This is a genomic window from Methylobacterium sp. J-068 (assembly GCF_022829445.1).
GTDB lineage: Bacteria > Pseudomonadota > Alphaproteobacteria > Rhizobiales > Beijerinckiaceae > Methylobacterium.
On the sequence record NZ_JAKSXY010000066.1, the window covers coordinates 1 to 20930 of the forward strand.

31 protein-coding genes and 1 pseudogene are annotated in these 20930 nt (G+C 67.8%); 29 read left to right on the forward strand and 3 right to left on the reverse strand.

Annotated features, from left to right (window positions below):
• The 29 genes and pseudogenes from tuf to rplQ form a co-directional block, all read left to right on the forward strand.
• Positions 1-142 (forward strand): annotated as a pseudogene (gene tuf / locus MKK54_RS09395) (elongation factor Tu); the annotation flags it as partial.
• A gap of 89 nt (positions 143-231) precedes the next feature.
• Complete coding sequence (gene rpsJ / locus MKK54_RS09400; protein ID WP_018044230.1) at positions 232-540, forward strand: 30S ribosomal protein S10; 309 nt, start codon at positions 232-234, stop codon at positions 538-540.
• Positions 541-590: 50 nt separating this feature from the next.
• Entirely contained in the window at positions 591-1331 is a 741-nt protein-coding gene (gene rplC / locus MKK54_RS09405) for a 50S ribosomal protein L3 (protein ID WP_055949264.1), read from the forward strand.
• On the forward strand, positions 1331-1951 hold the full coding sequence (gene rplD, locus MKK54_RS09410; protein WP_244010536.1) for a 50S ribosomal protein L4: 621 nt from the start codon (positions 1331-1333) through the stop codon (positions 1949-1951). The genes rplC and rplD overlap by 1 nt, the downstream gene beginning before the upstream one ends.
• Entirely contained in the window at positions 1948-2244 is a 297-nt protein-coding gene (locus tag MKK54_RS09415) for a 50S ribosomal protein L23 (protein WP_018044227.1), read from the forward strand. Before rplD ends, MKK54_RS09415 begins: the two co-directional genes overlap by 4 nt.
• 27 nt (positions 2245-2271) lie before the next feature.
• A complete protein-coding gene (gene rplB / locus MKK54_RS09420) occupies positions 2272-3108 on the forward strand; it encodes a 50S ribosomal protein L2 (protein WP_244010537.1) in 837 nt (278 codons plus the stop codon).
• 5 nt (positions 3109-3113) lie between these two features.
• Positions 3114-3392 (forward strand): 30S ribosomal protein S19, encoded by a 279-nt coding sequence (gene rpsS, locus MKK54_RS09425; RefSeq protein WP_055949278.1) that lies wholly within the window; start codon positions 3114-3116, stop codon positions 3390-3392.
• Between the two features lie 2 nt (positions 3393-3394).
• Entirely contained in the window at positions 3395-3781 is a 387-nt protein-coding gene (rplV, locus tag MKK54_RS09430; protein ID WP_244010538.1) for a 50S ribosomal protein L22, read from the forward strand.
• Between the two features lie 10 nt (positions 3782-3791).
• Entirely contained in the window at positions 3792-4532 is a 741-nt protein-coding gene (rpsC, locus tag MKK54_RS09435; RefSeq protein WP_055949284.1) for a 30S ribosomal protein S3, read from the forward strand.
• A gap of 47 nt (positions 4533-4579) precedes the next feature.
• On the forward strand, positions 4580-4993 hold the full coding sequence (gene rplP, locus MKK54_RS09440) for a 50S ribosomal protein L16 (RefSeq protein WP_055949287.1): 414 nt from the start codon (positions 4580-4582) through the stop codon (positions 4991-4993).
• A 12-nt stretch (positions 4994-5005) separates the two neighbouring features.
• A complete protein-coding gene (gene rpmC / locus MKK54_RS09445) occupies positions 5006-5221 on the forward strand; it encodes a 50S ribosomal protein L29 (protein ID WP_244010539.1) in 216 nt (71 codons plus the stop codon).
• An 11-nt stretch (positions 5222-5232) separates the two neighbouring features.
• A complete protein-coding gene (rpsQ, locus tag MKK54_RS09450) occupies positions 5233-5496 on the forward strand; it encodes a 30S ribosomal protein S17 (RefSeq protein WP_244010540.1) in 264 nt (87 codons plus the stop codon).
• 344 nt (positions 5497-5840) lie between these two features.
• Positions 5841-6209: a 50S ribosomal protein L14 gene (gene rplN / locus MKK54_RS09455; protein WP_018044219.1), complete on the forward strand. Its 369-nt coding sequence runs from the start codon at positions 5841-5843 to the stop codon at positions 6207-6209.
• Positions 6209-6526: a 50S ribosomal protein L24 gene (gene rplX, locus MKK54_RS09460; RefSeq protein WP_244010541.1), complete on the forward strand. Its 318-nt coding sequence runs from the start codon at positions 6209-6211 to the stop codon at positions 6524-6526. The genes rplN and rplX overlap by 1 nt, the downstream gene beginning before the upstream one ends.
• A complete protein-coding gene (gene rplE, locus MKK54_RS09465) occupies positions 6519-7085 on the forward strand; it encodes a 50S ribosomal protein L5 (RefSeq protein WP_056469600.1) in 567 nt (188 codons plus the stop codon). Before rplX ends, rplE begins: the two co-directional genes overlap by 8 nt.
• A 40-nt stretch (positions 7086-7125) precedes the next feature.
• A complete protein-coding gene (gene rpsN, locus MKK54_RS09470; RefSeq protein ID WP_244010542.1) occupies positions 7126-7431 on the forward strand; it encodes a 30S ribosomal protein S14 in 306 nt (101 codons plus the stop codon).
• 12 nt (positions 7432-7443) lie between these two features.
• A complete protein-coding gene (gene rpsH, locus MKK54_RS09475; protein WP_055881679.1) occupies positions 7444-7839 on the forward strand; it encodes a 30S ribosomal protein S8 in 396 nt (131 codons plus the stop codon).
• Between the two features lie 24 nt (positions 7840-7863).
• Positions 7864-8397: a 50S ribosomal protein L6 gene (gene rplF, locus MKK54_RS09480; RefSeq protein WP_244010543.1), complete on the forward strand. Its 534-nt coding sequence runs from the start codon at positions 7864-7866 to the stop codon at positions 8395-8397.
• Positions 8398-8409: 12 nt separating this feature from the next.
• Positions 8410-8772 (forward strand): 50S ribosomal protein L18, encoded by a 363-nt coding sequence (gene rplR / locus MKK54_RS09485; RefSeq protein WP_244010544.1) that lies wholly within the window; start codon positions 8410-8412, stop codon positions 8770-8772.
• A gap of 94 nt (positions 8773-8866) precedes the next feature.
• Positions 8867-9454, forward strand: coding sequence for a 30S ribosomal protein S5 (gene rpsE, locus MKK54_RS09490; RefSeq protein WP_244010545.1), 588 nt, complete (start codon positions 8867-8869; stop codon positions 9452-9454).
• A gap of 12 nt (positions 9455-9466) precedes the next feature.
• Positions 9467-9658, forward strand: coding sequence for a 50S ribosomal protein L30 (gene rpmD / locus MKK54_RS09495; protein ID WP_244010546.1), 192 nt, complete (start codon positions 9467-9469; stop codon positions 9656-9658).
• An 11-nt stretch (positions 9659-9669) separates the two neighbouring features.
• Positions 9670-10176, forward strand: coding sequence for a 50S ribosomal protein L15 (gene rplO, locus MKK54_RS09500; protein ID WP_244010547.1), 507 nt, complete (start codon positions 9670-9672; stop codon positions 10174-10176).
• Between the two features lie 123 nt (positions 10177-10299).
• Positions 10300-11637: a preprotein translocase subunit SecY gene (gene secY / locus MKK54_RS09505; RefSeq protein WP_244010548.1), complete on the forward strand. Its 1338-nt coding sequence runs from the start codon at positions 10300-10302 to the stop codon at positions 11635-11637.
• Between the two features lie 115 nt (positions 11638-11752).
• Complete coding sequence (locus MKK54_RS09510) at positions 11753-12355, forward strand: adenylate kinase (protein ID WP_244010549.1); 603 nt, start codon at positions 11753-11755, stop codon at positions 12353-12355.
• A 217-nt stretch (positions 12356-12572) separates the two neighbouring features.
• Entirely contained in the window at positions 12573-12941 is a 369-nt protein-coding gene (gene rpsM / locus MKK54_RS09515) for a 30S ribosomal protein S13 (protein WP_238280526.1), read from the forward strand.
• A 173-nt stretch (positions 12942-13114) separates the two neighbouring features.
• Complete coding sequence (gene rpsK / locus MKK54_RS09520) at positions 13115-13504, forward strand: 30S ribosomal protein S11 (RefSeq protein WP_055949325.1); 390 nt, start codon at positions 13115-13117, stop codon at positions 13502-13504.
• Positions 13505-13548: 44 nt separating this feature from the next.
• Complete coding sequence (locus MKK54_RS09525) at positions 13549-14424, forward strand: MBL fold metallo-hydrolase (RefSeq protein WP_244010550.1); 876 nt, start codon at positions 13549-13551, stop codon at positions 14422-14424.
• A gap of 120 nt (positions 14425-14544) precedes the next feature.
• Complete coding sequence (locus tag MKK54_RS09530; protein WP_244010551.1) at positions 14545-15564, forward strand: DNA-directed RNA polymerase subunit alpha; 1020 nt, start codon at positions 14545-14547, stop codon at positions 15562-15564.
• 188 nt (positions 15565-15752) lie between these two features.
• Positions 15753-16163: a 50S ribosomal protein L17 gene (rplQ, locus tag MKK54_RS09535; RefSeq protein WP_244010552.1), complete on the forward strand. Its 411-nt coding sequence runs from the start codon at positions 15753-15755 to the stop codon at positions 16161-16163.
• A 110-nt stretch (positions 16164-16273) separates the two neighbouring features.
• Here rplQ and MKK54_RS09540 read toward each other — a convergent pair whose 3' ends face one another.
• The 3 genes from MKK54_RS09540 to cheB are packed head-to-tail and all read right to left on the reverse strand — an operon-like array spanning position 16274 to position 20891.
• Positions 16274-18130: a response regulator gene (locus tag MKK54_RS09540; protein ID WP_244010553.1), complete on the reverse strand. Its 1857-nt coding sequence runs from the start codon at positions 18128-18130 to the stop codon at positions 16274-16276.
• A 2-nt stretch (positions 18131-18132) separates the two neighbouring features.
• Positions 18133-19851: a response regulator gene (locus MKK54_RS09545; protein ID WP_244010554.1), complete on the reverse strand. Its 1719-nt coding sequence runs from the start codon at positions 19849-19851 to the stop codon at positions 18133-18135.
• Positions 19848-20891 carry a chemotaxis-specific protein-glutamate methyltransferase CheB gene (cheB, locus tag MKK54_RS09550; RefSeq protein ID WP_244010620.1) on the reverse strand — a complete coding sequence of 348 codons (1044 nt, stop codon included), beginning with the start codon at positions 20889-20891 and terminating at the stop codon, positions 19848-19850. The genes MKK54_RS09545 and cheB overlap by 4 nt, the downstream gene beginning before the upstream one ends.
• Positions 20892-20930: the final 39 nt, after the last annotated feature.

The following is a 20930-nucleotide window of genomic DNA, read 5'->3' on the forward strand; positions in this document are numbered from 1 at the left end:
CGAGATGGTGATGCCCGGCGACAGCGTGACCATGGACGTCACCCTGATCGTCCCCGTCGCCATGGAAGAGAAGCTGCGCTTCGCCATCCGTGAAGGCGGACGCACCGTCGGCGCAGGCGTCGTCGCCGCCATCAACGAGTAATCGTCCGTCCAAACGGTCAGTCTGCAGGGAACGACAGAGGGGCGGGTCCTCGCGCCCGCCCCCTCTTCGCCCCGCCAAGGTTTCAGGTCATGAACGGTCAGAATATTCGCATCCGCCTCAAGGCGTTCGACCATCGCATCCTCGATGCGTCGACCCGCGAGATCGTCTCGACGGCCAAGCGCACCGGCGCCACCATCCGTGGTCCCATCCCGCTGCCGACGCATATCGAGAAGTTCACCGTCAACCGCTCGCCCCACATCGACAAGAAGTCGCGCGAGCAGTTCGAGATGCGCACCCACAAGCGCGTCCTCGATATCGTCGATCCGACGCCCCAGACCGTGGACGCGCTGATGAAGCTCGACCTCGCCGCCGGCGTGGACGTGGAGATCAAGCTCTAAGTCCCGCCGGGATTTAGAGCTTACCGTAGAATCGCGCGAGGGAGACACCTATGCGCTCAGGCGTCATCGCACAGAAGGTCGGCATGACCCGCATCTTTACGGATGCAGGCGAACATGTCCCCGTCACAGTGCTAAAAATCGATCAATGCCAGGTGGTTGCCCACCGTACCGTCGAGAAGAACGGCTACGTCGCCCTTCAGGTCGGCGTCGGCAAGGCCAAGGTGAAGAACGTGTCGGCTGCCGAGCGCGGCCGGTTCGCGGTCGCCAAGGTCGAGCCCAAGCAGAAGCTCGCCGAGTTCCGCGTGTCCGAGGACAAGCTGATCCCGGTCGGCGCCGAGATCACCGCCGACCACTTCATCCCGGGCCAGTTCGTCGACGTGACGGGCACCACCACGGGTAAGGGCTTCGCCGGCGGCATGAAGCGCTGGAACTTCGGCGGTCTGCGCGCCACCCACGGCGTCTCCATCTCGCACCGTTCGATCGGTTCGACCGGTGGCCGCCAGGATCCGGGCAAGACCTTCAAGAACAAGAAGATGCCCGGTCACATGGGCGTCGACCGGGTCACCACCCAGAACCTGCGCGTCGTGCGCACGGACCCTGAGCGTGGCCTCATCCTCGTCGAGGGCGCCGTTCCGGGCGTCGCCGGCGGCTGGATCCAAATCCGCGACGCGGTGAAGCGCAAGCTCCCCGCGGACGTTCCGCAGCCTGGCAAGTTCCGTGAGCAGGGCGCTTCCGCTCCCGCCACCGAAGCGCCGGCTCCCGAGGCTCCCGCTTCCGAGGAGAACGCGTGATGAAGCTCGATATCACCACCCTCGACGGCGAGGGCGCCGGTTCGGTCGACCTCGACGAGACCATCTTCGGTCTCGAGCCGCGCGCCGACCTGCTCCAGCGCATGGTGCGCTGGCAGCTCGCCAAGCGTCAGGCCGGCACCCACGCGGTCAAGAACCGTTCGGACGTCAACCGGACCCGCAAGAAGCTCTACAAGCAGAAGGGCACGGGTAACGCCCGTCACGGCGCCGCTTCAGCCCCGCAGTTCCGCGGCGGTGGGCGTGCCTTCGGTCCGGTCGTGCGCAGCCACGCCCACGACCTGCCCAAGAAGGTCCGCGCGCTCGCCCTGAAGCACGCCCTGTCCGCGAAGGTGAAGGATTCGACCCTCATCATCGTCGACGACGTGAAGCTGGCCGAGGGCAAGACCAAGGCGCTCGTCGAGCGCTTCGAGAAGATGGGCCTGTCGAGCGCGCTGATCATCGGCGGTGCCGAGGTGGACGTGAACTTCGCGCGCGCCGCCCGCAACATCCCGCAGATCGACGTGCTTCCGATCCAGGGCATCAACGTCTACGACATCCTGCGTCGCGACAAGCTCGTGCTGACGCGCGCAGCGATCGATGCGCTGGAGGCGCGTTTCCAATGAGTGCCGATCCGCGCCACTACGACATCATCGTCTCCCCGGTCATCACCGAGAAGGCGACGAACCTCACCGAACAGAACAAGGTCGTGTTCCGGGTCTCCCCGAAGGCGACGAAGCCGCAGATCAAGGAAGCGGTGGAGAAGCTGTTCGACGTCAAGGTCACGGGCGTGAACACGCTCGTCACCAAGGGCAAGAAGAAGATTTTCCGCGGGCTTCGCGGACAGCGCTCGGACGTGAAGAAAGCGATCGTGACCCTCGCCGAGGGTGAGACGATCGACGTCACGACCGGCCTCTGAGACAAGTCGGGTTAAGGATTACCACCGATGGCCTTGAAGACATTCAAACCGGTCACGCCGAGCCTTCGCCAGCTCGTGCTCGTCGACCGCCGTGAGCTCTACAAGGGCAAGCCGGTCAAGAAGCTCACCGAGGGCAAGTCGTCGTCCGGCGGCCGCAACAACCTCGGCCGCATCACGGTCCGCTTCCGTGGCGGCGGGCACAAGCGCACGCTCCGCAACGTGGATTTCAAGCGTCGCGAGCAGATGGGCGTGTCCGCCACCGTCGAGCGGATCGAGTACGATCCGAACCGCACCGCGTTCATCGCGCTGATCGCCTTCCCCGACGGCACGCAGAGCTACATCCTGGCTCCGCAGCGCCTGTCGCCCGGCGACAAGGTGATCGCGGCCGAGCAGGTCGACATCAAGCCCGGCAATGCCGGTCCGGTCGGCAACATGCCGGTGGGCACGATCGTCCACAACATCGAGCTCAAGATCGGCAAGGGCGGCGCGATCGCCCGCTCGGCCGGCAACTACGCCCAGATCGTCGGCCGCGATCAGGGCTACGTCACGCTCCGCCTGAACTCGGGCGAGCAGCGTCTGGTCCACGGTCAGTGCTTCGCCAGCGTCGGCGCGGTCTCCAACCCGGACCACATGAACATCTCGCTCGGCAAGGCCGGCCGCAATCGCTGGCTCGGCAAGCGCCCGCACGTTCGCGGCGTTGCCATGAACCCGGTCGACCACCCGCACGGCGGCGGCGAGGGACGCACTTCGGGCGGCCGTAACCCGGTCACGCCCTGGGGCGTTCCCACGAAGGGGAAGAAGACCCGCTCGAACAAGCGGACCGACGTCTTCATCCTGTCCAGCCGTCATAACCGTAAGAAGTAACGCCCATGGCACGCTCGCTCTGGAAGGGGCCGTTCATCGACGGCTACCTCCTCAAGAAGGCCGAAGCCGCTCGCGGTTCCAGCCGTAACGAAGTCATCAAGATCTGGAGCCGCCGCTCCACGATCCTGCCGCAGTTCGTGGGGCTCACCTTCGGTGTGCACAACGGACAGAAGCACATCCCGGTCTACGTCTCCGAGGAAATGGTCGGCCACAAGTTCGGCGAGTTCTCGCCGACCCGCACCTTCCACGGTCACGCAGCCGACAAGAAGTCGAAGAGGCGCTGATCATGGGCAAGCCCGCCACTCCCCGCGCGCTCCCCGAGAACGAGGCTCAGGCCGTCGCGCGCATGCTGCGCGTCAGCCCCCAGAAGCTCAATCTCGTCGCGCAGCTCATTCGCGGCAAGAAGGTCGAGTCGGCCCTGGCCGACCTCGAATTCTCCCGCAAGCGGATCGCCCGCGAGGTCAAGAAGTGCCTCGAGAGCGCCATCGCCAATGCCGAGAACAACCACAACCTGGACGTCGACGATCTCGTCGTCTCCCAGGCCTTCGTCGGCAAGGCCCTCGTGCTCAAGCGCTTCCACGCTCGTGCCCGCGGCCGCGGCGCCCGTATCCTGAAGCCCTTCGCGAACCTCACCATCGTGGTGCGCGAAGTCCCGACCGCCGAAGCGGCGTGAGGAGGACCTGATGGGCCAGAAAGTCAATCCGATCGGTCTGCGGCTCGGTATCAACCGGACCTGGGACTCCCGCTGGTTCGCCCAGAAGGGTGAATACGCCAAGCTCATGCACGAGGACGTCGCGATCCGCGCCGCCCTCATGAAGCAGCTCAAGCAGGCTGCCGTCTCGAAGATCGTCATCGAGCGTCCGCACCGGAAGTGCCGCGTCACCATCCACTCGGGCCGTCCGGGCGTCGTGATCGGCAAGAAGGGCGCCGACATCGAGAAGCTGCGCAAGCTGGTCGGCACGCTGACCAAGGCCGACGTGACGATCAACATCGTCGAGGTGCGCAAGCCCGAGATCGACGCCACCCTGGTGGCCGACTCGATCGCCCAACAGCTCGAGCGCCGCGTCGCCTTCCGTCGCGCCATGAAGCGCGCCGTTCAGTCGGCGATGCGTCTCGGTGCCGAGGGCATCCGCATCAACTGCTCGGGCCGTCTCGGCGGCGCCGAGATCGCCCGCCAGGAATGGTACCGCGAGGGCCGCGTGCCCCTGCATACCCTCCGCGCCGACGTCGATTACGGCGTCGCCACCGCCTTCACGACCTACGGGACGTGCGGCATCAAGGTGTGGGTGTTCAAGGGCGAGATCCTCGAGCACGACCCGATGGCACAGGACAAGAAGGCGCAGGAAGAGGGTGGCCGTTCGGGCGGCCGTCGCGAGCGCGATGGTGAGGGTGGCCGCGAGCGCGGCCGGCGCGAGCACGCCTGACGGCGCGCTCGTGACCCCGTCACCCAGAAAGGTGTTGAGAGGCTGCCATGTTGCAACCCAAGAAGACCAGGTTCCGTAAGCAATTCAAGGGTCGCATCCACGGTGCGGCCAAGGGCGGCTTCGACCTCAACTTCGGGACCTTCGGCCTGAAGGCCGTCGAGCCCGAGCGCATCACCGCGCGCCAGATCGAGGCGGCCCGCCGCGCGATCACCCGCGAGATGAAGCGCCAGGGCCGCGTCTGGATCCGGATCTTCCCGGACGTTCCGGTCACGGCCAAGCCCACCGAAGTCCGCATGGGCTCCGGTAAGGGCGCACCCGAGTTCTGGGCTGCCCGCGTGCATCCCGGACGTATCATGTTCGAAGTCGACGGCGTGGCCGAGGACGTTGCGAAGGAGGCCCTGCGCCTTGGCGCGGCGAAGCTCCCGATCCGCACGCGCGTCGTTCAGCGCATCGCTGACTGAGGGGAGGGGATCATGAAGTCGTCGCAGAGACAGTCGGATCTGGCCGCCCTGTCGTCCGATCAGCTGAACGATGAGCTGCTGAACCTGAAGAAGGAGCAGTTCAACCTGCGCTTCCAGGGTGCCACCGGCCAGCTCGAGAACGTCGCGCGCGTCCGCGAAGTCCGCCGCGATATCGCCCGCGTTCGTACGCTCCAGCGTCAGAAGACGCTGAAGTCCGCGCAGGCCTGAGGAGTCACACCATGCCGAAGCGCGTATTGCAGGGCGTCGTCGTCAGCGACAAGGGCGAGAAGACCATCGTCGTGAAGGTGGAGCGCCGCTTCACCCACCCGGTGATGAAGAAGACCGTCCGTCGCTCGAAGAACTACCACGCTCACGACGAGACCAACGTCGCCAAGGTCGGCCAGACCGTGTCGATCGAGGAGTGCCGTCCGTTCTCGAAGACCAAGACCTGGAAACTGGTCGAGGCCGGCGCCGCCACCGAGGCCGCTCCCGCCGAGGCGTGAGGCCATGCACCGTCGTTGAAGCGGGCGCAGATCGCTGCGCCCGCTTTTTCGTTGGTGCGACCAGATCTCGATCCGAACGCCCTTGCGCGCGGGTTCCTACGGAAGCCGCGCGTTCGGAAATAAACCTTGCGCGCGAAGGTCGCCCGGTGTATTGGGCATGCCTTCGCGACATGTGAGAAGGGTGTTCGCATCCTTCGTACGCGGCGACCGCGCCGGTGTGACAAGACACCGATTGCGCGGTGCTTCATATGAGCCGGGGACATCAGATCCCCATCAGGCGTCGTCCGCCGGGCAATACCGTCCGCGTGCGGAAACCCGCCTGAAACAAGGAAAGGTCACTGCCCGTGATCCAGATGCAGACGAATCTGGACGTCGCCGACAACTCTGGTGCGCGCCGCGTGATGTGCATCAAGGTTCTGGGCGGGTCGAAGCGTAAATACGCCGGTGTCGGCGACATCATCGTGGTCTCGGTCAAGGAAGCGATTCCCCGGGGTCGCGTGAAGAAGGGCGACGTCATGAAGGCGGTCGTCGTGCGCACGGCTAAGGAAGTGAAGCGGGCCGACGGCTCGGTCATCCGCTTCGACAAGAACGCCGCCGTTCTGATCAACAATCAGAAGGAGCCGATCGGCACCCGCATCTTCGGACCGGTTCCGCGCGAGCTGCGCGCCCGCAACCATATGAAGATCATCTCGCTCGCGCCGGAGGTGCTGTAATGGCCGCCAAGGTCAAGAAAGGCGACAAGGTCGTCGTGCTCACCGGTCGCGACAAGGGTCGCTCCGGCGAAGTCATCCAAGTGCTCCCCAAGGAAGATCGCGCCGTGGTGCGCGGCATCAACCTGGTGAAGAAGCATCAGAAGCAGACGCAGAACCAGGAAGGCGGCATCGTCTCCAAGGAAGCTGCGATTCACCTTTCCAACATCGCCGTCGCCGACCCCAAGGATGGTCAGCCCACGCGCGTTGGTTTTCGCATTCTCGAGGACGGCCGCAAAGTTCGGTTCGCCAAGCGCTCGGGGGATCTGATCGATGGCTGAGAAGAACACTGACGGGTACGTCCCGCGCCTGCGCAAGCACTACGACGAAGTGGTGCGCCAGAAGCTGATCGAGGAGTTCGGCTACAAGAACCCCATGCAGGTTCCGGTCATCGAGAAGATCGTGATCAACATGGGTGTCGGCGAGTCCACCGCCGACTCGAAGAAGGCCTCCGTCGCCGCCGGCGATCTGGCCCTCATCGCCGGTCAGAAGCCGGTCATCACAAAGGCCCGCAAGGCCATCGCGACCTTCAAGGTCCGCGAGGGCATGCCGATCGGCTGCAAGGTCACGCTGCGCAAGCAGCGCATGTACGAGTTCATGGACCGCCTGATCACGATCGCGCTCCCGCGCGTCCGCGATTTCCGTGGCCTGAACCCGCGCTCCTTCGATGGCAACGGCAATTACGCGCTGGGTCTGAAGGAGCACCTCGTGTTCCCGGAGATCTCGTACGACAAGGCCGAGGCCACCTGGGGCATGGACATCGTCATCCAGACGACGGCCCGCACCGATGCTGAGGCGCGCGCGCTCCTCACGCAGTTCCGATTCCCGTTCCGGCAGTGAGGCCTGCTTAAGGTCTCATACGCGGACACCGGAGAGAGAAATGGCAAAGAAAAGCTCGATCGAGAAGAACAAGCACCGCGAAGCGCTGGTGAAGCTCTACGCTCCCAAGCGCAAGGCGCTGCTTGCCACGGCGAACAACGAGTCCCTCGAGATGGAGGAGCGCTTCGAGGCGCGCCTCAAGCTCGCGGAACTCCCCCGCAATTCGTCCCCCACCCGCGTCCGCAACCGTTGCGGCATGACCGGCCGTCCGCGCGCCTTCTATCGCAAGATGGGCATCTCGCGCATCGCGCTGCGCGAACTCGGCAACCAGGGTCTGATCCCCGGTCTCGTCAAGTCGAGCTGGTAAGGAGCAACCACCATGGTCAACGATCCCGTGGGTGATATGCTCACCCGCATCCGCAACGGTCAGCAGCGCCGCCGCAACGTCGTCCAGACGCCCGGCTCGCGCCTGCGCGCCAGCGTGCTCGACGTCCTCAAGTCCGAGGGCTACATCCGCGACTACGCGACCACGGATTACGGCAACGGCCGCACCGAGTTCGCGATCGAGCTGAAGTACTACGACGGCCAGCCCGTCATCCGCTCGATCCAGCGCGTGTCGAAGCCCGGCCGCCGCGTCTACTCGTCGGTCGGCGAGCTGCCGCGCGTCGCCGACGGTCTCGGCGTCACCATCGTGTCCACCCCGCAGGGCGTCATGGCCGACCACGAGGCGCGCGAGCGCAACGTCGGCGGCGAAGTGCTCTGCAAGGTGTTCTGATCTCGGACTTGGAGGAATAAGGCGATGTCTCGCGTAGGCAAGAAGCCCGTTCCCGTCCCGTCCGGCGTGACGGCCACGGTGACCGGTCAAACGGTGAAGATGAAGGGCTCCAAGGGCGAGCTCCAGTACGTCGTGCCCAACGTGGTCGACGTGAAGTTCGAGGACGGCGCCGTCTCGGTGCAGCCCCGGAACCAGACCAAGGAGGCCCGCTCGCTCTGGGGCACCTCCCGCGCTCAGGTGGCGAACCTCGTCGAGGGCGTCTCCAAGGGCTTCGAGAAGAAGCTCGAGATCACCGGCGTGGGTTACCGCGCCGCGATGGCCGGCAAGGCACTGAAGCTCTCGCTCGGCTACAGCCACGACATCGAGTACGAGATCCCCACGGGGATCACGATCGCGGTGCCGAAGCCCACCGAGATCGTCATCTCCGGCATCGACCGGCAGGTGGTCGGCCAGGTGGCCGCCGAGATCCGCGACTATCGCGGCCCGGAGCCCTACAAGGGCAAGGGCGTGAAGTACGCGGGCGAGTTCATCTTCCGCAAGGAAGGCAAGAAGAAGTAAGGGCCGGCCAACATGTCACGCAAAATCGATGCACTCGACCGCCGCAAGGCGCGTGTGCGCCGCGCGCTGCGGGCGGCGGCCAATGGGCGGCCCCGGCTCTCGGTGTTCCGTTCGTCCAAGCAGATCTACGTCCAGGTCATCGACGACGCGCAGGGCAAGACCCTCGCTTCGGCCTCGTCCCTGGAGAAGGATGTGCGCGGCGGTCTCAAGACCGGCGCCGACGTCGCGGCGGCCCAGGCCGTCGGCAAGCTCGTCGCCGAGCGGGCCAAGGCGGCGGGCGTCTCCCAGGTGATCTTCGATCGCTCGGGCTACCTCTATCACGGGCGCGTCAAGGCGCTCGCCGAAGCCGCCCGCGAGGGTGGTCTCGAGTTCTAAATCTGGCGGAGGAGGGCGGCTCGGGTCGCCCTCTGTTCCAAACGATTCAAGCGAGCGGGTCCGCCACCCGCGCCAGTGAGATGGATATCTGAGTATGGCACGTGAACGTGAAGGCGGTGGCCGCGGCCGCCGCGAAGATCGCGAGGAGCGCGACAGCGAGTTCGTGGACAAGCTCGTCCACATCAACCGCGTCGCCAAGGTGGTGAAGGGCGGCCGTCGCTTCGGCTTCGCGGCCCTCGTCGTCGTGGGCGACCAGAAGGGCCGGGTCGGCTTCGGCCACGGCAAGGCACGCGAAGTGCCGGAGGCGATCCGCAAGGCGACGGAAGCCGCCAAGCGCGGCCTCGTCCGCGTGGCGCTCCGTGAGGGCCGCACCCTGCACCACGACGTCTACGGTCGTCACGGCGCCGGCAAGGTCATCCTGCGCGCCGCCCCCCAGGGTACCGGCATCATCGCCGGCGGCCCGATGCGCGCCGTCTTCGAGACGCTGGGCATGCAGGACGTGGTGGCCAAGAGCCTCGGCTCGTCGAACCCCTACAACCTCGTGCGCGCCACCTTCGAGGCGCTCAAGAACGAGGACAGCCCGCGCTCCGTCGCGGCCCGTCGCGGTCTCAAGGTGTCGGCCCTCCAGGCCCGTCGCCGTGACGCCGATCCGTCCGACCTGTCCGAAGCAGCCGTGGCGTAAGGGGAGGGTCCGATGGCACACAAGACACTCCGGGTCGAGCAGATCGGCTCGCCCATCCGCCGCGAAGGCGACCAGCGCGCGACGCTGATCGGCCTGAAGCTCAACAAGCTGCACCGGGTTTCCGAGCTGGAGGATACCCCCTCCGTGCGCGGCATGATCCGCAAGGTGCAGCACCTCGTGCGCGTTGTCAGCGACGCGGCCTGAGGGAGGGCATCATGAAACTCAACGAACTCCGCGACAACGACGGCGCCACCAAGAACCGGATGCGCGTCGGCCGGGGCATCGGCTCCGGCAAGGGCAAGACCGCGGGACGCGGCGTGAAGGGTCAGAAGGCCCGGACCGGCGTCTCCATCAAGGGCTTCGAGGGCGGTCAAATGCCGCTGCATCGTCGCCTTCCGAAGCGCGGCTTCAACAACCTGTACTCCACGGACCTGAACGAGGTGAACCTCGGCCGCGTCCAGCAGGCTGTCGATGCCGGCCGCATCGAGGCGGGCGCCACCGTCACCGTCGAGACCCTGATCGCCGCCGGCATCTGCGCCCGCGCGCGTGACGGCGTGAAGCTCCTCGGCGTCGGCGAGCTCACCGCCAAGCTGACCTTCGAGGTCACCCGCGCGTCGAAGTCGGCGATCGAGGGTGTCGAGAAGGCCGGCGGTTCGGTCACCGTGGCCTATGGTTCCGGCGTCTCCACGCGCGGCAAGGCCGCCGACGCGGCGGTTGCGTAGCCCTACGTCTGACTTTAAGTCGAAGCTCTGAGCGGCGGCCCGTGCGACCTCGCGCGCGGCCGCCGTTCCCGTTTCATCGGGGAGCGATCGCTCCCGTCTGAACTGATCTCAGGAACCGGTGCCATGGCCTCAGCCGCCGAGCAGCTTGCCGCGAACCTCAATTTCGGGGCCATCGCCAAGGCCGACGAGCTCAAGAAGCGCATCTGGTTCACGCTGGGTGCGCTCATCGTGTTCCGGCTGGGCACCTACATCCCGATCCCGGGCATCGATCCGGAGCAGTTCGCGCGGAACTTCCAGCAGCAATCGGGCGGCGTGCTCGGCCTGTTCAACATGTTCTCCGGCGGTGCCGTCGAGCGCATGGCGATCTTCGCGCTCAACATCATGCCGTACATCTCGGCCTCCATCATCATCCAGCTCCTGACCTCGGTGATCCCGAGCCTGGAGGCGCTGAAGAAGGAGGGCGAATCCGGCCGCAAGGTCATCAACCAGTACACCCGCTACCTCACGGTGGTGCTGGCCCTGGTGCAGAGCTGGGGCATCGCCTTCGGCCTGCAATCGTCCAGCGCGTCCATCGATCCCGGTCCGTTCTTCATCCTGTCGACCGTGATCACGCTGACCGGCGGCACGCTCTTCCTGATGTGGATCGGCGAGCAGATCACCTCCCGCGGTATCGGGAACGGCTCCTCGCTGATCATCTTCGCGGGCATCGTCGCCCATCTGCCGGTCGCCATCGTGGGCGCACTCGAGCTGAGCCGCACCGGCGCGCTCTCCTCGGCCGTCATCCTGGGCATGGGTGTCGCCGCCATCGCGCTCGTCTACTTCATCGTGTTCATGGAGCGCGCCCAGCGCCGCCTGCTGATCAACTACCCCAAGCGCCAGGTCGGCAACCGCATGTACGAGGGCCAGACCTCGTTCCTGCCGCTGAAGCTGAACACGGCCGGCGTGATCCCGCCGATCTTCGCCTCCTCGCTGCTGCTTTTGCCCGCCACCGTGGCGAGCTTCTCGGCCAACAATGGCGGCACCGGCATCCTGGCGACGATCACGACCTATATCGGCCACGGGCGGCCGCTCTACATGGTGCTCTACGCCGCCCTGATCATCTTCTTCGCGTTCTTCTACACCGCGGTCGTATTCAACCCGGAGGAGACGGCGGACAACCTGAAGAAGCATGGCGGCTTCATCCCGGGCATCCGGCCGGGCGAGCGCACCGCCGCCTTCATCGACAAGGTGCTCACGCGCATCACCCTGATCGGCGCGCTGTACCTGACTTTCGTCTGCCTGGTGCCGGAAATCCTGGCGTCGTACTCTTCGGCCAGCATCGGCTTCGGCGGCACCTCCCTGCTCATCGTCGTCTCCGTGACGATGGATACGGTGGCGCAGATCCACGGGCACCTGATGGCCCATCAGTACGAGGGCCTCGTCAAGAAGGCCAAGCTGCGCGGCGCCACGCGTCGGCGCTGACCTTCGAGGGCGGCGGGTATCGCGGCCGCCGCGAGTCTTGTTAGACGTATCTCTGCGCCGGCGTCGTCGGGTGTCGGCGGGCAACCAAGAAAATCGGATCTGAGGGAACGACACCATGCGCATCATCCTGCTTGGGCCGCCCGGCGCTGGGAAGGGAACGCAGTCCGAGCGGATCGTGGCGCGCTATGGCATCCCCCAGCTCTCGACCGGCGACATGCTGCGCGCCGCCGTGGCGGCGGGCACTCCGGTGGGCCTGCAGGCCAAGGCCGTGATGGAATCCGGCGGCCTCGTCTCCGACGCGATCGTGGTCGGCATCGTCGCCGACCGGATCGAGGAGGCCGATGCCAAGGCGGGCTTCATTCTCGACGGCTTTCCCCGCACGGTGGAGCAGGCCGAGGCCCTCGACGCGATGCTCTCGGACAAGGGGATCGCCCTCGACACCGTCGTCGAGTTCGTCGTCGACGAGAACGCCCTGGTCGGCCGGATCGCCAAGCGCGCCGAGGAGACCGCCGCGCGCGGCCAGCCCGTGCGCAAGGACGACACGCCCGAGGTGTTCAAGACCCGTCTCGAGGCCTACCGCAAGCAGACCGCGCCGCTCTCCGACTACTACGCCGGCGGGGGCCTGCTCCAGACCATCGACGGCATGAAGCCCGTCGATGCGGTGACGGAACACCTCGTGAGCGTCCTCGACCGCCACGCGGCGACGGTGGCGTCCTGAGCCGCCCCTGGGACCATAAGGGCCTGGTTCGGCCTTGACACATCGCCCGGCCCGCGCTAGTGGGCCGGTCTTCGTTCAGAGGAAGTGGGTCCGGATCGCCTCTCAAGGGGTCGATGCGGGCCGATTTGTCGTTTTGGACGGCGCGCATGGGCCGGTCTCCACCGGACGCGCGTCACACCCTGGCCGGATCCCCGATCCCGCCTCCATGGAGAGACACTTGGCTCGTATCGCTGGCGTTAACATCCCGACCAACAAGCGCGTCGTCATCGCGCTGCAGTACATCCACGGCATCGGCCCCAAGAAGGCCGAGGAAATCACCGGCAAGGTCGGCATCCCGGCCGAGCGCCGCGTGAACCAGCTCACCGACGCCGAGGTTCTGTCGATCCGCGAGACGATCGACCGCGATTACCTCGTCGAGGGCGATCTGCGTCGCGAAGTGTCGATGAACATCAAGCGCCTGATGGATCTCGGCTGCTACCGGGGCCTGCGCCATCGCCGCAACCTGCCCGTCCGTGGACAGCGCACGCACACCAACGCGCGCACCCGCAAGGGCAAGTCCAAGCCGATCGCCGGCAAGAAGAAGTAATTTTTCGGCATTGGGAGGCCGTGCAACGCTCGGCTTCCGCTCCGTCGCGCCTGGTGTCCCGTCTGCGGGAACCGCGCGTGGCGGCACGGTGATCCAAGACCGCGCCGCCGACATCGCAAGAGAATCCCGAGCGCCTGGAATGACGGGCGCGCTTGAAGGACGAGAAGGTACAGATGGCCAAGGAAACCACCCGCGTTCGTCGCCGCGAACGCAAGAACATCGTCTCGGGCGTGGCGCACGTGAACGCCTCGTTCAACAACACGATGGTCACCATCACGGACGCGCAGGGCAACACCATCTCCTGGTCGTCCGCCGGCGCCATGGGCTTCAAGGGTTCGCGTAAGTCGACCCCCTACGCCGCGCAGGTCGCCGCCGAGGACGCCGCCCGCAAGGCCGCGGAGCATGGCATGCGCACCCTTGAGGTCGAAGTCTCGGGTCCGGGTTCGGGCCGTGAATCGGCTCTGCGCGCTCTCCAGGCCGCCGGCTTCACCGTGACCTCCATCCGCGACGTCACGTCGATCCCGCATAACGGCTGCCGCCCGCGCAAGCGCCGCCGCGTCTGAGCGGGGACGATCGCGAGACCTTGGGGCCTGTCACGGAGACGCGCGTGTCGAATGCTCAGAATCCGCTTCCGGGTGTGCTGCGGTGGAGCTTGGGTGATCTGACGATCACGGTGATGAACGACGGCTACCTGCAAGTGTCGCTGGACCTCGTCACCGGGATCGATCGCACGGAGGCCGGCGCCCTTCAGGCCGCCGGCTTCCGCGCTCAGGATCCCCGCATCACGCTGAACGCGTTTCTGATCACGGGCCCCGGCCGCAAGCCGGTGCTGATCGATTCGGGGATGGGCAGCTTCGGCGGCCCGTCCCTCGGTCGCGTCCCGGCGGCCCTGAGGGCCACCGGCGTCGCGCCGGAAGCGATCGAGACCGTGCTGCTGACCCACCTGCACCCCGACCATGCCGGCGGGTTGCTCGCCGGTGACGGTATCGCGGCCTACCCCAACGCCGAACTCGTGGTGCATGCCGACGAGGCGGCCAATTGGCTCGACGACGGCGCGCTCGCGCGGGCGCCCGACGGGGCCAAGCCCTATTTCGAGATGGCCCGCAAGGCGACCGCCCCCTACGGCGGACGTCTTCGGACCATGACCGGCGGCGTCGTGGCGCCCGGCATCGAGGCGGTTCCGCTGCCCGGGCACACGCCCGGCCATACCGGGTATCGCATCACGTCGGGCGGCGCATCGCTTTTGATGTGGGCGGACATCGTCCACCTGCCGGCCATCCAGTTCAAGCAGCCGGAAGCCGGTATGGTGTTCGACACCGACGGCGACCAGGCGCGCGCCGTGCGCCGCCGCATGCTCGATATGGTGGCCAGCGACCGCACCTTCGTGGCGGGCGCGCACCTCGAATTTCCCGCCCTGGGCTACGTCGCCCGGGACGGAGCCGCGTACAGTTTCGTCCCGGAACTCTGGGTCGCGGCACAGTAACCGTCGGCGCTCGGCGCGGACGCAGTCGTTTCGAGCCTGTCCGACGCCGAGGGCGCGGCGTCGACGGGCGGTGCGCGGACCACCGACGTGGCCCGCGCCGATTTTGCGAGAGGTAGCATCGTGGTCATTCAGAAGAACTGGCAAGAGCTCATCAAGCCGAACAAGCTTCAGGTCTCGACCGGACACGATCCCAAGCGGGTCGCCACCGTCGTCGCCGAGCCCCTCGAGCGCGGCTTCGGCACGACGCTCGGCAACTCGCTGCGCCGGGTGCTGCTCTCCTCGCTCCAAGGCGCGGCCGTGACCTCGGTTCAGATCGACGGCGTGCTCCATGAATTCTCGTCGATCCCCGGCGTGCGCGAGGACGTCACCGACATCGTCCTCAACATCAAGACCATCGCCATCCGCTCGCAGACCGAGGCTCCGAAGCGCCTGACCCTGCGCAAGACCGGCCCCGGCCTCGTTACCGCCGGCGACATCGGCACCGTGGGCGACGTTCAGATCCTGAACCCCGATCTCGTCATCTGCACCCTCGACGACGGTGCCGAGATCCGCATGGAGTTCACGGTCGCCACCGGCAAGGGCTACGTCCCGGCCGAGCGCAACCGCCCCGAGGACGCGCCCATCGGCCTGATCCCGGTGGACGCCCTGTTCTCGCCCGTCACCAAGGTGTCCTACCGCATCGAGACCACCCGCGAGGGCCAGGATCTCGACAAGGACAAGCTGACGATGACGATCGAGACCAACGGCGCCGTTTCGCCGGAGGATGCGCTGGCCTATGCCGCGCGCATCATCCAGGACCAGCTCCAGGTGTTCGTGAACTTCGAGGAGCCCCGCAAGGAGGAGGCGCAGCCGCTTGCGCCGCAGCTCCCCTTCAACCCGGCCCTGCTCAAGAAGGTCGACGAGCTCGAGCTCTCGGTGCGTTCGGCGAACTGCCTGAAGAACGACAACATCGTCTACATCGGCGACCTCATCCAGAAGTCCGAGGGCGAAATGCTGCGCACCCCGAACTTCGGCCGCAAGTCGCTCAACGAGATCAAGGAAGTGCTTGCCGCGATGGGCCTGCACCTCGGCATGGACATCCCCGGCTGGCCGCCGGAGAACATCGAGGACCTCGCCAAGCGCTTCGAAGAGCACTACTGAGGCGAGCCGCCTCGGCCAGAACTTTCCGGCGCATCGCGACACCGTTTGTTTGGCCGACACGTCGGGAGTTCGTGCAAACGCGAACTCCCAAAGAAATCCCGCCGCGGGGTCATGCGGAATGAACAGCCCCGTTTGGGGGCGCTTGGCCGTACCGTGGCACGGCGGCCATCAGAGAAGGACCAGCCATCATGCGTCACGGATTTCGCGGTCGTCGCTTCAACCGCACCACCGAGCACCGCAAGGCGATGTTCGCCAACATGTCGGCCGCGCTGATCAAGCACGAGCAGATCGTCACCACCCTGCCGAAGGCCAAGGATCTGCGTCCGGTCATCGAGAAGCTGATCACGCTCGGCAAGACCGACAGCCTGCATGCCCGTCGCCTCGCCATGTCGCAGATCCGCGACGAGGCCATGGTCCGCAAGCTCTTCGCGGTGATCGGCCCGCGCTACAACACCCGTCCGGGCGGCTACTGCCGCATCATGAAGGCCGGCTTCCGCTACGGCGACAACGCTCCCCTCGCCGTCATCGAGTTCGTCGACCGTGACGTCGATGCGCGCGGCAAGGATTCCGGCCCGGTGCTGGTCGACGACGTGGCGTAAGCCACGTCGCAGCGTCGCGAGAGATGAGGAGAGGCGGCCTTCGGGCCGCCTTTTTTCATGGTCGGTCCGGTTTTTATGGCCGGGTTCGGTCGGGTGGTGCCGTGAGGCGCCTACGCCGCCCGGTCGAGCAGCCGCGAGACCTCGGCCGCGAGAGCGACCGACTCGAAGGGCTTGCGCAGCACCGGCAGGTCGGGCGGGATCGGGATCGCCTCGGCGTGGCCCGTGACGATGAGCACGGGGACGCCGGACCAGCGCACGCGCACGATCTCGGCGAGTTCCACGCCCGTCATGCCCGGCATGGCGAGGTCGGCCACCACGAGGTCGAAGCGGTTCTGCTCCAGCAGCGAGAGCGCCGCCGAGCCGTCGGCTGCCTCGCTCTCATGGTAGCCGAAACTCGACAGGAACGAGGCGGTGACGTGCCGGACCTCGGCATCGTCGTCGACCACGAGGATGCGGGCGGCCCGGGCGGCGGGCACGGCCGAGGCCCGCGCGGCAATCTCGGCGGGGGTCGCCGCATCGGTGCGCGGAAGCAGGATCTCGACGCGCGTGCCGGCGCCGGGCGCGCTCGCGATCCGCAGGCGTCCCGCCGATTGCTGGGCGAGGCCGAACACCATGGCGAGGCCGAGGCCCGTGCCCTGGCCCACGGACTTCGTGGTGAAGAAGGGCTCGCAGACCCGCGCAAGGATTTCGGGCGCGATACCGCTGCCGGAATCCGCGATCTCGACGCTGAGATAGTCGCCCGGCGTCAGGTCCGGATCGTCGTCGACGGCGAGGACGCGGGTGCTCACCACGATCCGGCCGCCCTCCGGCATCGCGTCGCGGGCGTTGATGCACAGGTTCAGGATCGCGAGTTCGAGCTGGTCCGGGTCGACGCAGGCTGCCGGAGCCTCGGGCGCGAGGTGCGTCTCGACGGTGACGAGGCCCCCGAGGCTGCCGCCGAGGAGATCGTGCATGCCCTCGATCAGGGCGTTCACGTCGACGGCCCTGGGGCGCAGGTCGCGGGAGCGGCTGAAACTGAGGAGGCGCCGGGTCAGGGAGGCGCCGCGCTGCGCGGCCTGCGTCGCGTTGCCGACGAGGCGCTGCACGCGGGGCTGGTCCACGATCTTCGGGCCGACGAGTTCGAGGCTCCCGAGGATCGCCGTCAGCAGGTTGTTGAAGTCGTGCGCGATGCCGCCCGCCAGGGTGCCGAGCGCCTGCATCTTGTCGGATTGGCGCAGCCGCGCCTCCAGGGATTTCTGCTCGGTGACGTCGCGCTCGATCGTGGCGAGATGGGTGATCGCGCCCGCGCCGTCGCGGATCGGCACGCGGGTGACGTGGCGCCAGGTCTCGGCGCCCACCGCGCCGCGGGCCGTCAGCGTGTCCGCCGGTTCGCCGCTTGCGATGGCGGCCGCGTCGGCGAGCCGGACGTCCGTGCCGTCGCCGACGAGGTCCTCCTCGGTGCGCCCGAGGCAATCGGCGATCGTTCGCCCGAGGCTGTCGGCCTTGCGTGCGTTGACGCGCACGAAGCGGCCGGCGGCGTCCTTGAAGGCGATCGCGTCCTCGGCGTTGTCGAGGAGGCCGCGCAGGAGGGCGCGCTCGGTGGCGAGGTCGCGTCCGAGCTGGTGGCGCTCGAAGGCCTGCCGCACGGTGTTGCGCAGCAGGTCGGCGTCCCAGGGCTTGGTGGCGTAGCCCGTGATGCCGCCCTGGTTCAGGGCCGCGATCACGGCGCTCATGTCGGCGTAGCCCGTGAGCAGGATGGCCTGGGCGTCGTGGATCCGGCGGGCCTCGGCCAGCATGGCGTCCCCGGTCATGCCGGGCATGCGCTGGTCCGAGAGGATCACGGCGATCTCGGGGGTCGCGGCCAGGATTTCCAGCGCCTCGGCGGGCTTCGAGGTGGTGAGGACGCGGTACTCGTCCTCGAACAGGTCCTCGAGGGCGATCAGGATATCCGGCTCGTCATCGACGGCCAGGATCGTGCCTAGTGACATGCTCAATCCGTCTGCCGGGGAATACCGATCACGAAACAGGCCCCACCGCCGGGAGCGGCCTCGACGTTGAGCGAGCCGCTATGCGCCTGTACCACGGAGTACGCAATCGCGAGGCCGAGGCCGGTTCCGGAGCCGACGGGCTTCGTCGTGAAGAACGGCTCGAAAATCTTCTCGCGGAGGGTTTCCGGGATGCCGGGGCCCGTGTCGCTGATGCGGATGACGTCGGTGTCCGGCGCGGTGCGCGTCTCGATGGTGATGGTGCCGCGCTCGGGCATCGCGTCGGCGGCATTGCCGAGGATGTTCATCACCACCTGGTTGAGCAGGGCCGGGGTGCAGTGGATCTCCGGCCGGCCCGCGAAATCCCGCACCACCGCGATTCGCTCGCCGAGCTTGTGCTGGATCAGCGCCAGCACGGTCTCGATCGCCTCCGGCACGTGGACGAGGGTGCGCTCGCCCTCGTCGAGGCGCGAGAACTTGCGCAGGTTGAGCACGAGGTCCTGGATGCGGGTCAGGCCCATCCGCATCGCGCCGACCCGATCGCCGCATTTTCGCAGCTTGCGCGGCCCGTCCGGCGAATCGGGCTCGGCGACCACCTCGCCGAGGATGCGCTCCACCGTGCCCTGATGCGCCAGGATGAAGGCCAGCGGGTTGTTGATCTCGTGGGCGATGCCCGCCACCAACTCGCCCAGCGAGGCCATCTTGGCCGCCTGGACGAGCTTGGCCTGCGCATCGGTGAGCTTGCGGTTGGCCGTGGCGAGGTCCGCATTGGCCTGTTCGAGGGCGCCCGCCAGGGCCGCGCGCGCCTCGGCCGCCTCCGCCTCGGCGCGGGCGCGTTCCAGGGCGCGCTCGCGGTTCCCGAATTCCCCGGCGATGCGGCGGTTGTCCTCCTCGAGCAGCTTGCGGCGCACGAGGCTGCGCACCCGCATCACCAGGATCTCGCCGTCCGACTTCGAGACGACATCGTCGGCCCCCGCCGCGAAGGCCTCCACCAGGAAGTCCTTGGCGGGCAGCGTCCCGGCGATGCCGACCACCTGGAAGGTCGGCGCGCCCGCCTCGCGGCCCGCAAGGCCGGCGGTCCGGCGCTCGCTGATCGCCCGGCACAGGGCGAGCCCGTCGTAGGAGGGGCCGAGGAGGTCGATGGTCACGCAGTCGAAGGCCGCCCCCGGCGCGTCGAGGGCGGCGAGCGCCGTGGCGTGGCCGTCGGCGGTGGCGACCTCGTGGCCCTCATGGGCCAGCAGGCCGGCGAGGAAGGTGCGATAGGTGGCGCTGCCGTCGACCACGAGGACGCGCCCGCGCCGGAAGGCCGAGACGCCGGGCCCGTCGCTGCCGCCCCCGCCCAGGCGCTCGCGCAGGAGCGCGCGGATGCGCAGGACGAGGAGGTCGCGGTCGGCGGATTTCGCCACGTAGGCGTCGGCACCGCTCTCCAGCCCCTGGCGCTCGCCGTCGCGCGCGCCCGTCAACATGAGAAGGGGCAGGGCGCGGGTGCGCAGGGAGAGCCGGAGCTGGCGCGCGAACTCGTCGCCGTTCATGCCCGGCAGGTGGTGGTCGGCCACCACGAGGTCGGGCAGACGGGTGTTGAGGTGGTCGAGGGCCGCCTCCGCCGTGGCGCAGCGCTCCACCGCGAAGCCCTTCGATTCGAGGAGCAGGCGCAGTTCGAGCGCCTGGGTCTCGGAATCCTCCACGAGGAGCAGATGCGGCGCGGTCGCGGGGCGTTCGCTCACGGCGCGACCTCCGCGATCCGGGCGAGGTGGGCCGCGATCCGGTCGAGGGGCAGGACGGTGCCGGCGGCGGAGAGGCGGATCGCGGCCGCCGGCATGCCGAACACCACGGCGGTGGTCTCGTCCTCGGCGATGGTCTGGGCGCCGGCCCGACGCATGTCGAGGAGGCCGGTCGCGCCGTCCTCGCCCATCCCGGTCAGCAGCACGCCGATGCCGCGCGCGCCCGCGTGCCGGGCGACGGAACGGAACAGGGCGGTCGCCGCCGGGCGCTGCCCGCCGACCGGGGCCGCATCCGTGATGCGCAGGTGACCGCCGCCGCCGAGCTCGAGGTGACGATCCCCCGGCGCCACGTAGACGTGGCCCGGCTCGGCCCGCTCGCCCTCGCGGGCCACCGACACGGCGAGGCCCACGACCCCGTTCAGCCAGGCGGCGAAGCCCTCCATGAAGGCGGGGCCCATGTGCTGGACCACGAGCACGGGCAGGGGATACTGCGCGGGCAGGCCACCGATGACGCGGGCGAGGGCGGGCGGGCCGCCCGTTGAGGCCGCCAGAGCCAGGACGCTGGCGGATTCCGGCACCCGGAGCGCGGCCGAGACCGGAGCCGGCACGGCGGTCCGCCCAGCCCATTCCGAGCCGATCGGGCGTCGGCGGATGACCGGCACGGCGGCCATGATGCGCAGCTGCGTACAGATCTCGGCCGCCACCGCGTCGTAGCCCGCATGGGTGGTCGCCACGGGCTTCTCGACCACCGACAGGGCGCCGGCCCGCAAGGCGTTCATCGAGATGCGGAGCGACGAATCCTCGATCGAGTCGGCGATGACCACGATCGGCGTCGGCCGCTCGGCCATGATGCGCCGCGTCGTCTCCAGACCGTCGATGCCCGGCAGACGAATGTCCATCGAGACCACGTCCGGGCGGGCCTGACCGATCGTGGCCAGCGCCTCCTCGCCGGACCCCACGGCCGCGACGACCTCCAGGCGCGGATCGCGCCCGACGATGTGGATCAGGAGCTGGCGCACCACGAGGGAATCCTCGACCAGCATCACCCGGACCCGCGCGGGCGCCGTCCTATCCTGCTCGTG

Coding starts and splice junctions, on each gene's coding strand:
- rpsJ (WP_018044230.1), top strand. CDS start 232: ATGAACGGTCAGAATATTCGCATCCGCCTCAAGGCGTTCGACCATCGC.
- rplC (WP_055949264.1), top strand. CDS start 591: ATGCGCTCAGGCGTCATCGCACAGAAGGTCGGCATGACCCGCATCTTT.
- rplD (WP_244010536.1), top strand. CDS start 1,331: ATGAAGCTCGATATCACCACCCTCGACGGCGAGGGCGCCGGTTCGGTC.
- MKK54_RS09415 (WP_018044227.1), top strand. CDS start 1,948: ATGAGTGCCGATCCGCGCCACTACGACATCATCGTCTCCCCGGTCATC.
- rplB (WP_244010537.1), top strand. CDS start 2,272: ATGGCCTTGAAGACATTCAAACCGGTCACGCCGAGCCTTCGCCAGCTC.
- rpsS (WP_055949278.1), top strand. CDS start 3,114: ATGGCACGCTCGCTCTGGAAGGGGCCGTTCATCGACGGCTACCTCCTC.
- rplV (WP_244010538.1), top strand. CDS start 3,395: ATGGGCAAGCCCGCCACTCCCCGCGCGCTCCCCGAGAACGAGGCTCAG.
- rpsC (WP_055949284.1), top strand. CDS start 3,792: ATGGGCCAGAAAGTCAATCCGATCGGTCTGCGGCTCGGTATCAACCGG.
- rplP (WP_055949287.1), top strand. CDS start 4,580: ATGTTGCAACCCAAGAAGACCAGGTTCCGTAAGCAATTCAAGGGTCGC.
- rpmC (WP_244010539.1), top strand. CDS start 5,006: ATGAAGTCGTCGCAGAGACAGTCGGATCTGGCCGCCCTGTCGTCCGAT.
- rpsQ (WP_244010540.1), top strand. CDS start 5,233: ATGCCGAAGCGCGTATTGCAGGGCGTCGTCGTCAGCGACAAGGGCGAG.
- rplX (WP_244010541.1), top strand. CDS start 6,209: ATGGCCGCCAAGGTCAAGAAAGGCGACAAGGTCGTCGTGCTCACCGGT.
- rplE (WP_056469600.1), top strand. CDS start 6,519: ATGGCTGAGAAGAACACTGACGGGTACGTCCCGCGCCTGCGCAAGCAC.
- rpsN (WP_244010542.1), top strand. CDS start 7,126: ATGGCAAAGAAAAGCTCGATCGAGAAGAACAAGCACCGCGAAGCGCTG.
- rpsH (WP_055881679.1), top strand. CDS start 7,444: ATGGTCAACGATCCCGTGGGTGATATGCTCACCCGCATCCGCAACGGT.
- rplF (WP_244010543.1), top strand. CDS start 7,864: ATGTCTCGCGTAGGCAAGAAGCCCGTTCCCGTCCCGTCCGGCGTGACG.
- rplR (WP_244010544.1), top strand. CDS start 8,410: ATGTCACGCAAAATCGATGCACTCGACCGCCGCAAGGCGCGTGTGCGC.
- rpsE (WP_244010545.1), top strand. CDS start 8,867: ATGGCACGTGAACGTGAAGGCGGTGGCCGCGGCCGCCGCGAAGATCGC.
- rpmD (WP_244010546.1), top strand. CDS start 9,467: ATGGCACACAAGACACTCCGGGTCGAGCAGATCGGCTCGCCCATCCGC.
- rplO (WP_244010547.1), top strand. CDS start 9,670: ATGAAACTCAACGAACTCCGCGACAACGACGGCGCCACCAAGAACCGG.
- secY (WP_244010548.1), top strand. CDS start 10,300: ATGGCCTCAGCCGCCGAGCAGCTTGCCGCGAACCTCAATTTCGGGGCC.
- MKK54_RS09510 (WP_244010549.1), top strand. CDS start 11,753: ATGCGCATCATCCTGCTTGGGCCGCCCGGCGCTGGGAAGGGAACGCAG.
- rpsK (WP_055949325.1), top strand. CDS start 13,115: ATGGCCAAGGAAACCACCCGCGTTCGTCGCCGCGAACGCAAGAACATC.
- rplQ (WP_244010552.1), top strand. CDS start 15,753: ATGCGTCACGGATTTCGCGGTCGTCGCTTCAACCGCACCACCGAGCAC.
- MKK54_RS09540 (WP_244010553.1), bottom strand. CDS start 18,130: ATGTCACTAGGCACGATCCTGGCCGTCGATGACGAGCCGGATATCCTG.
- cheB (WP_244010620.1), bottom strand. CDS start 20,891: ATGCTGGTCGAGGATTCCCTCGTGGTGCGCCAGCTCCTGATCCACATC.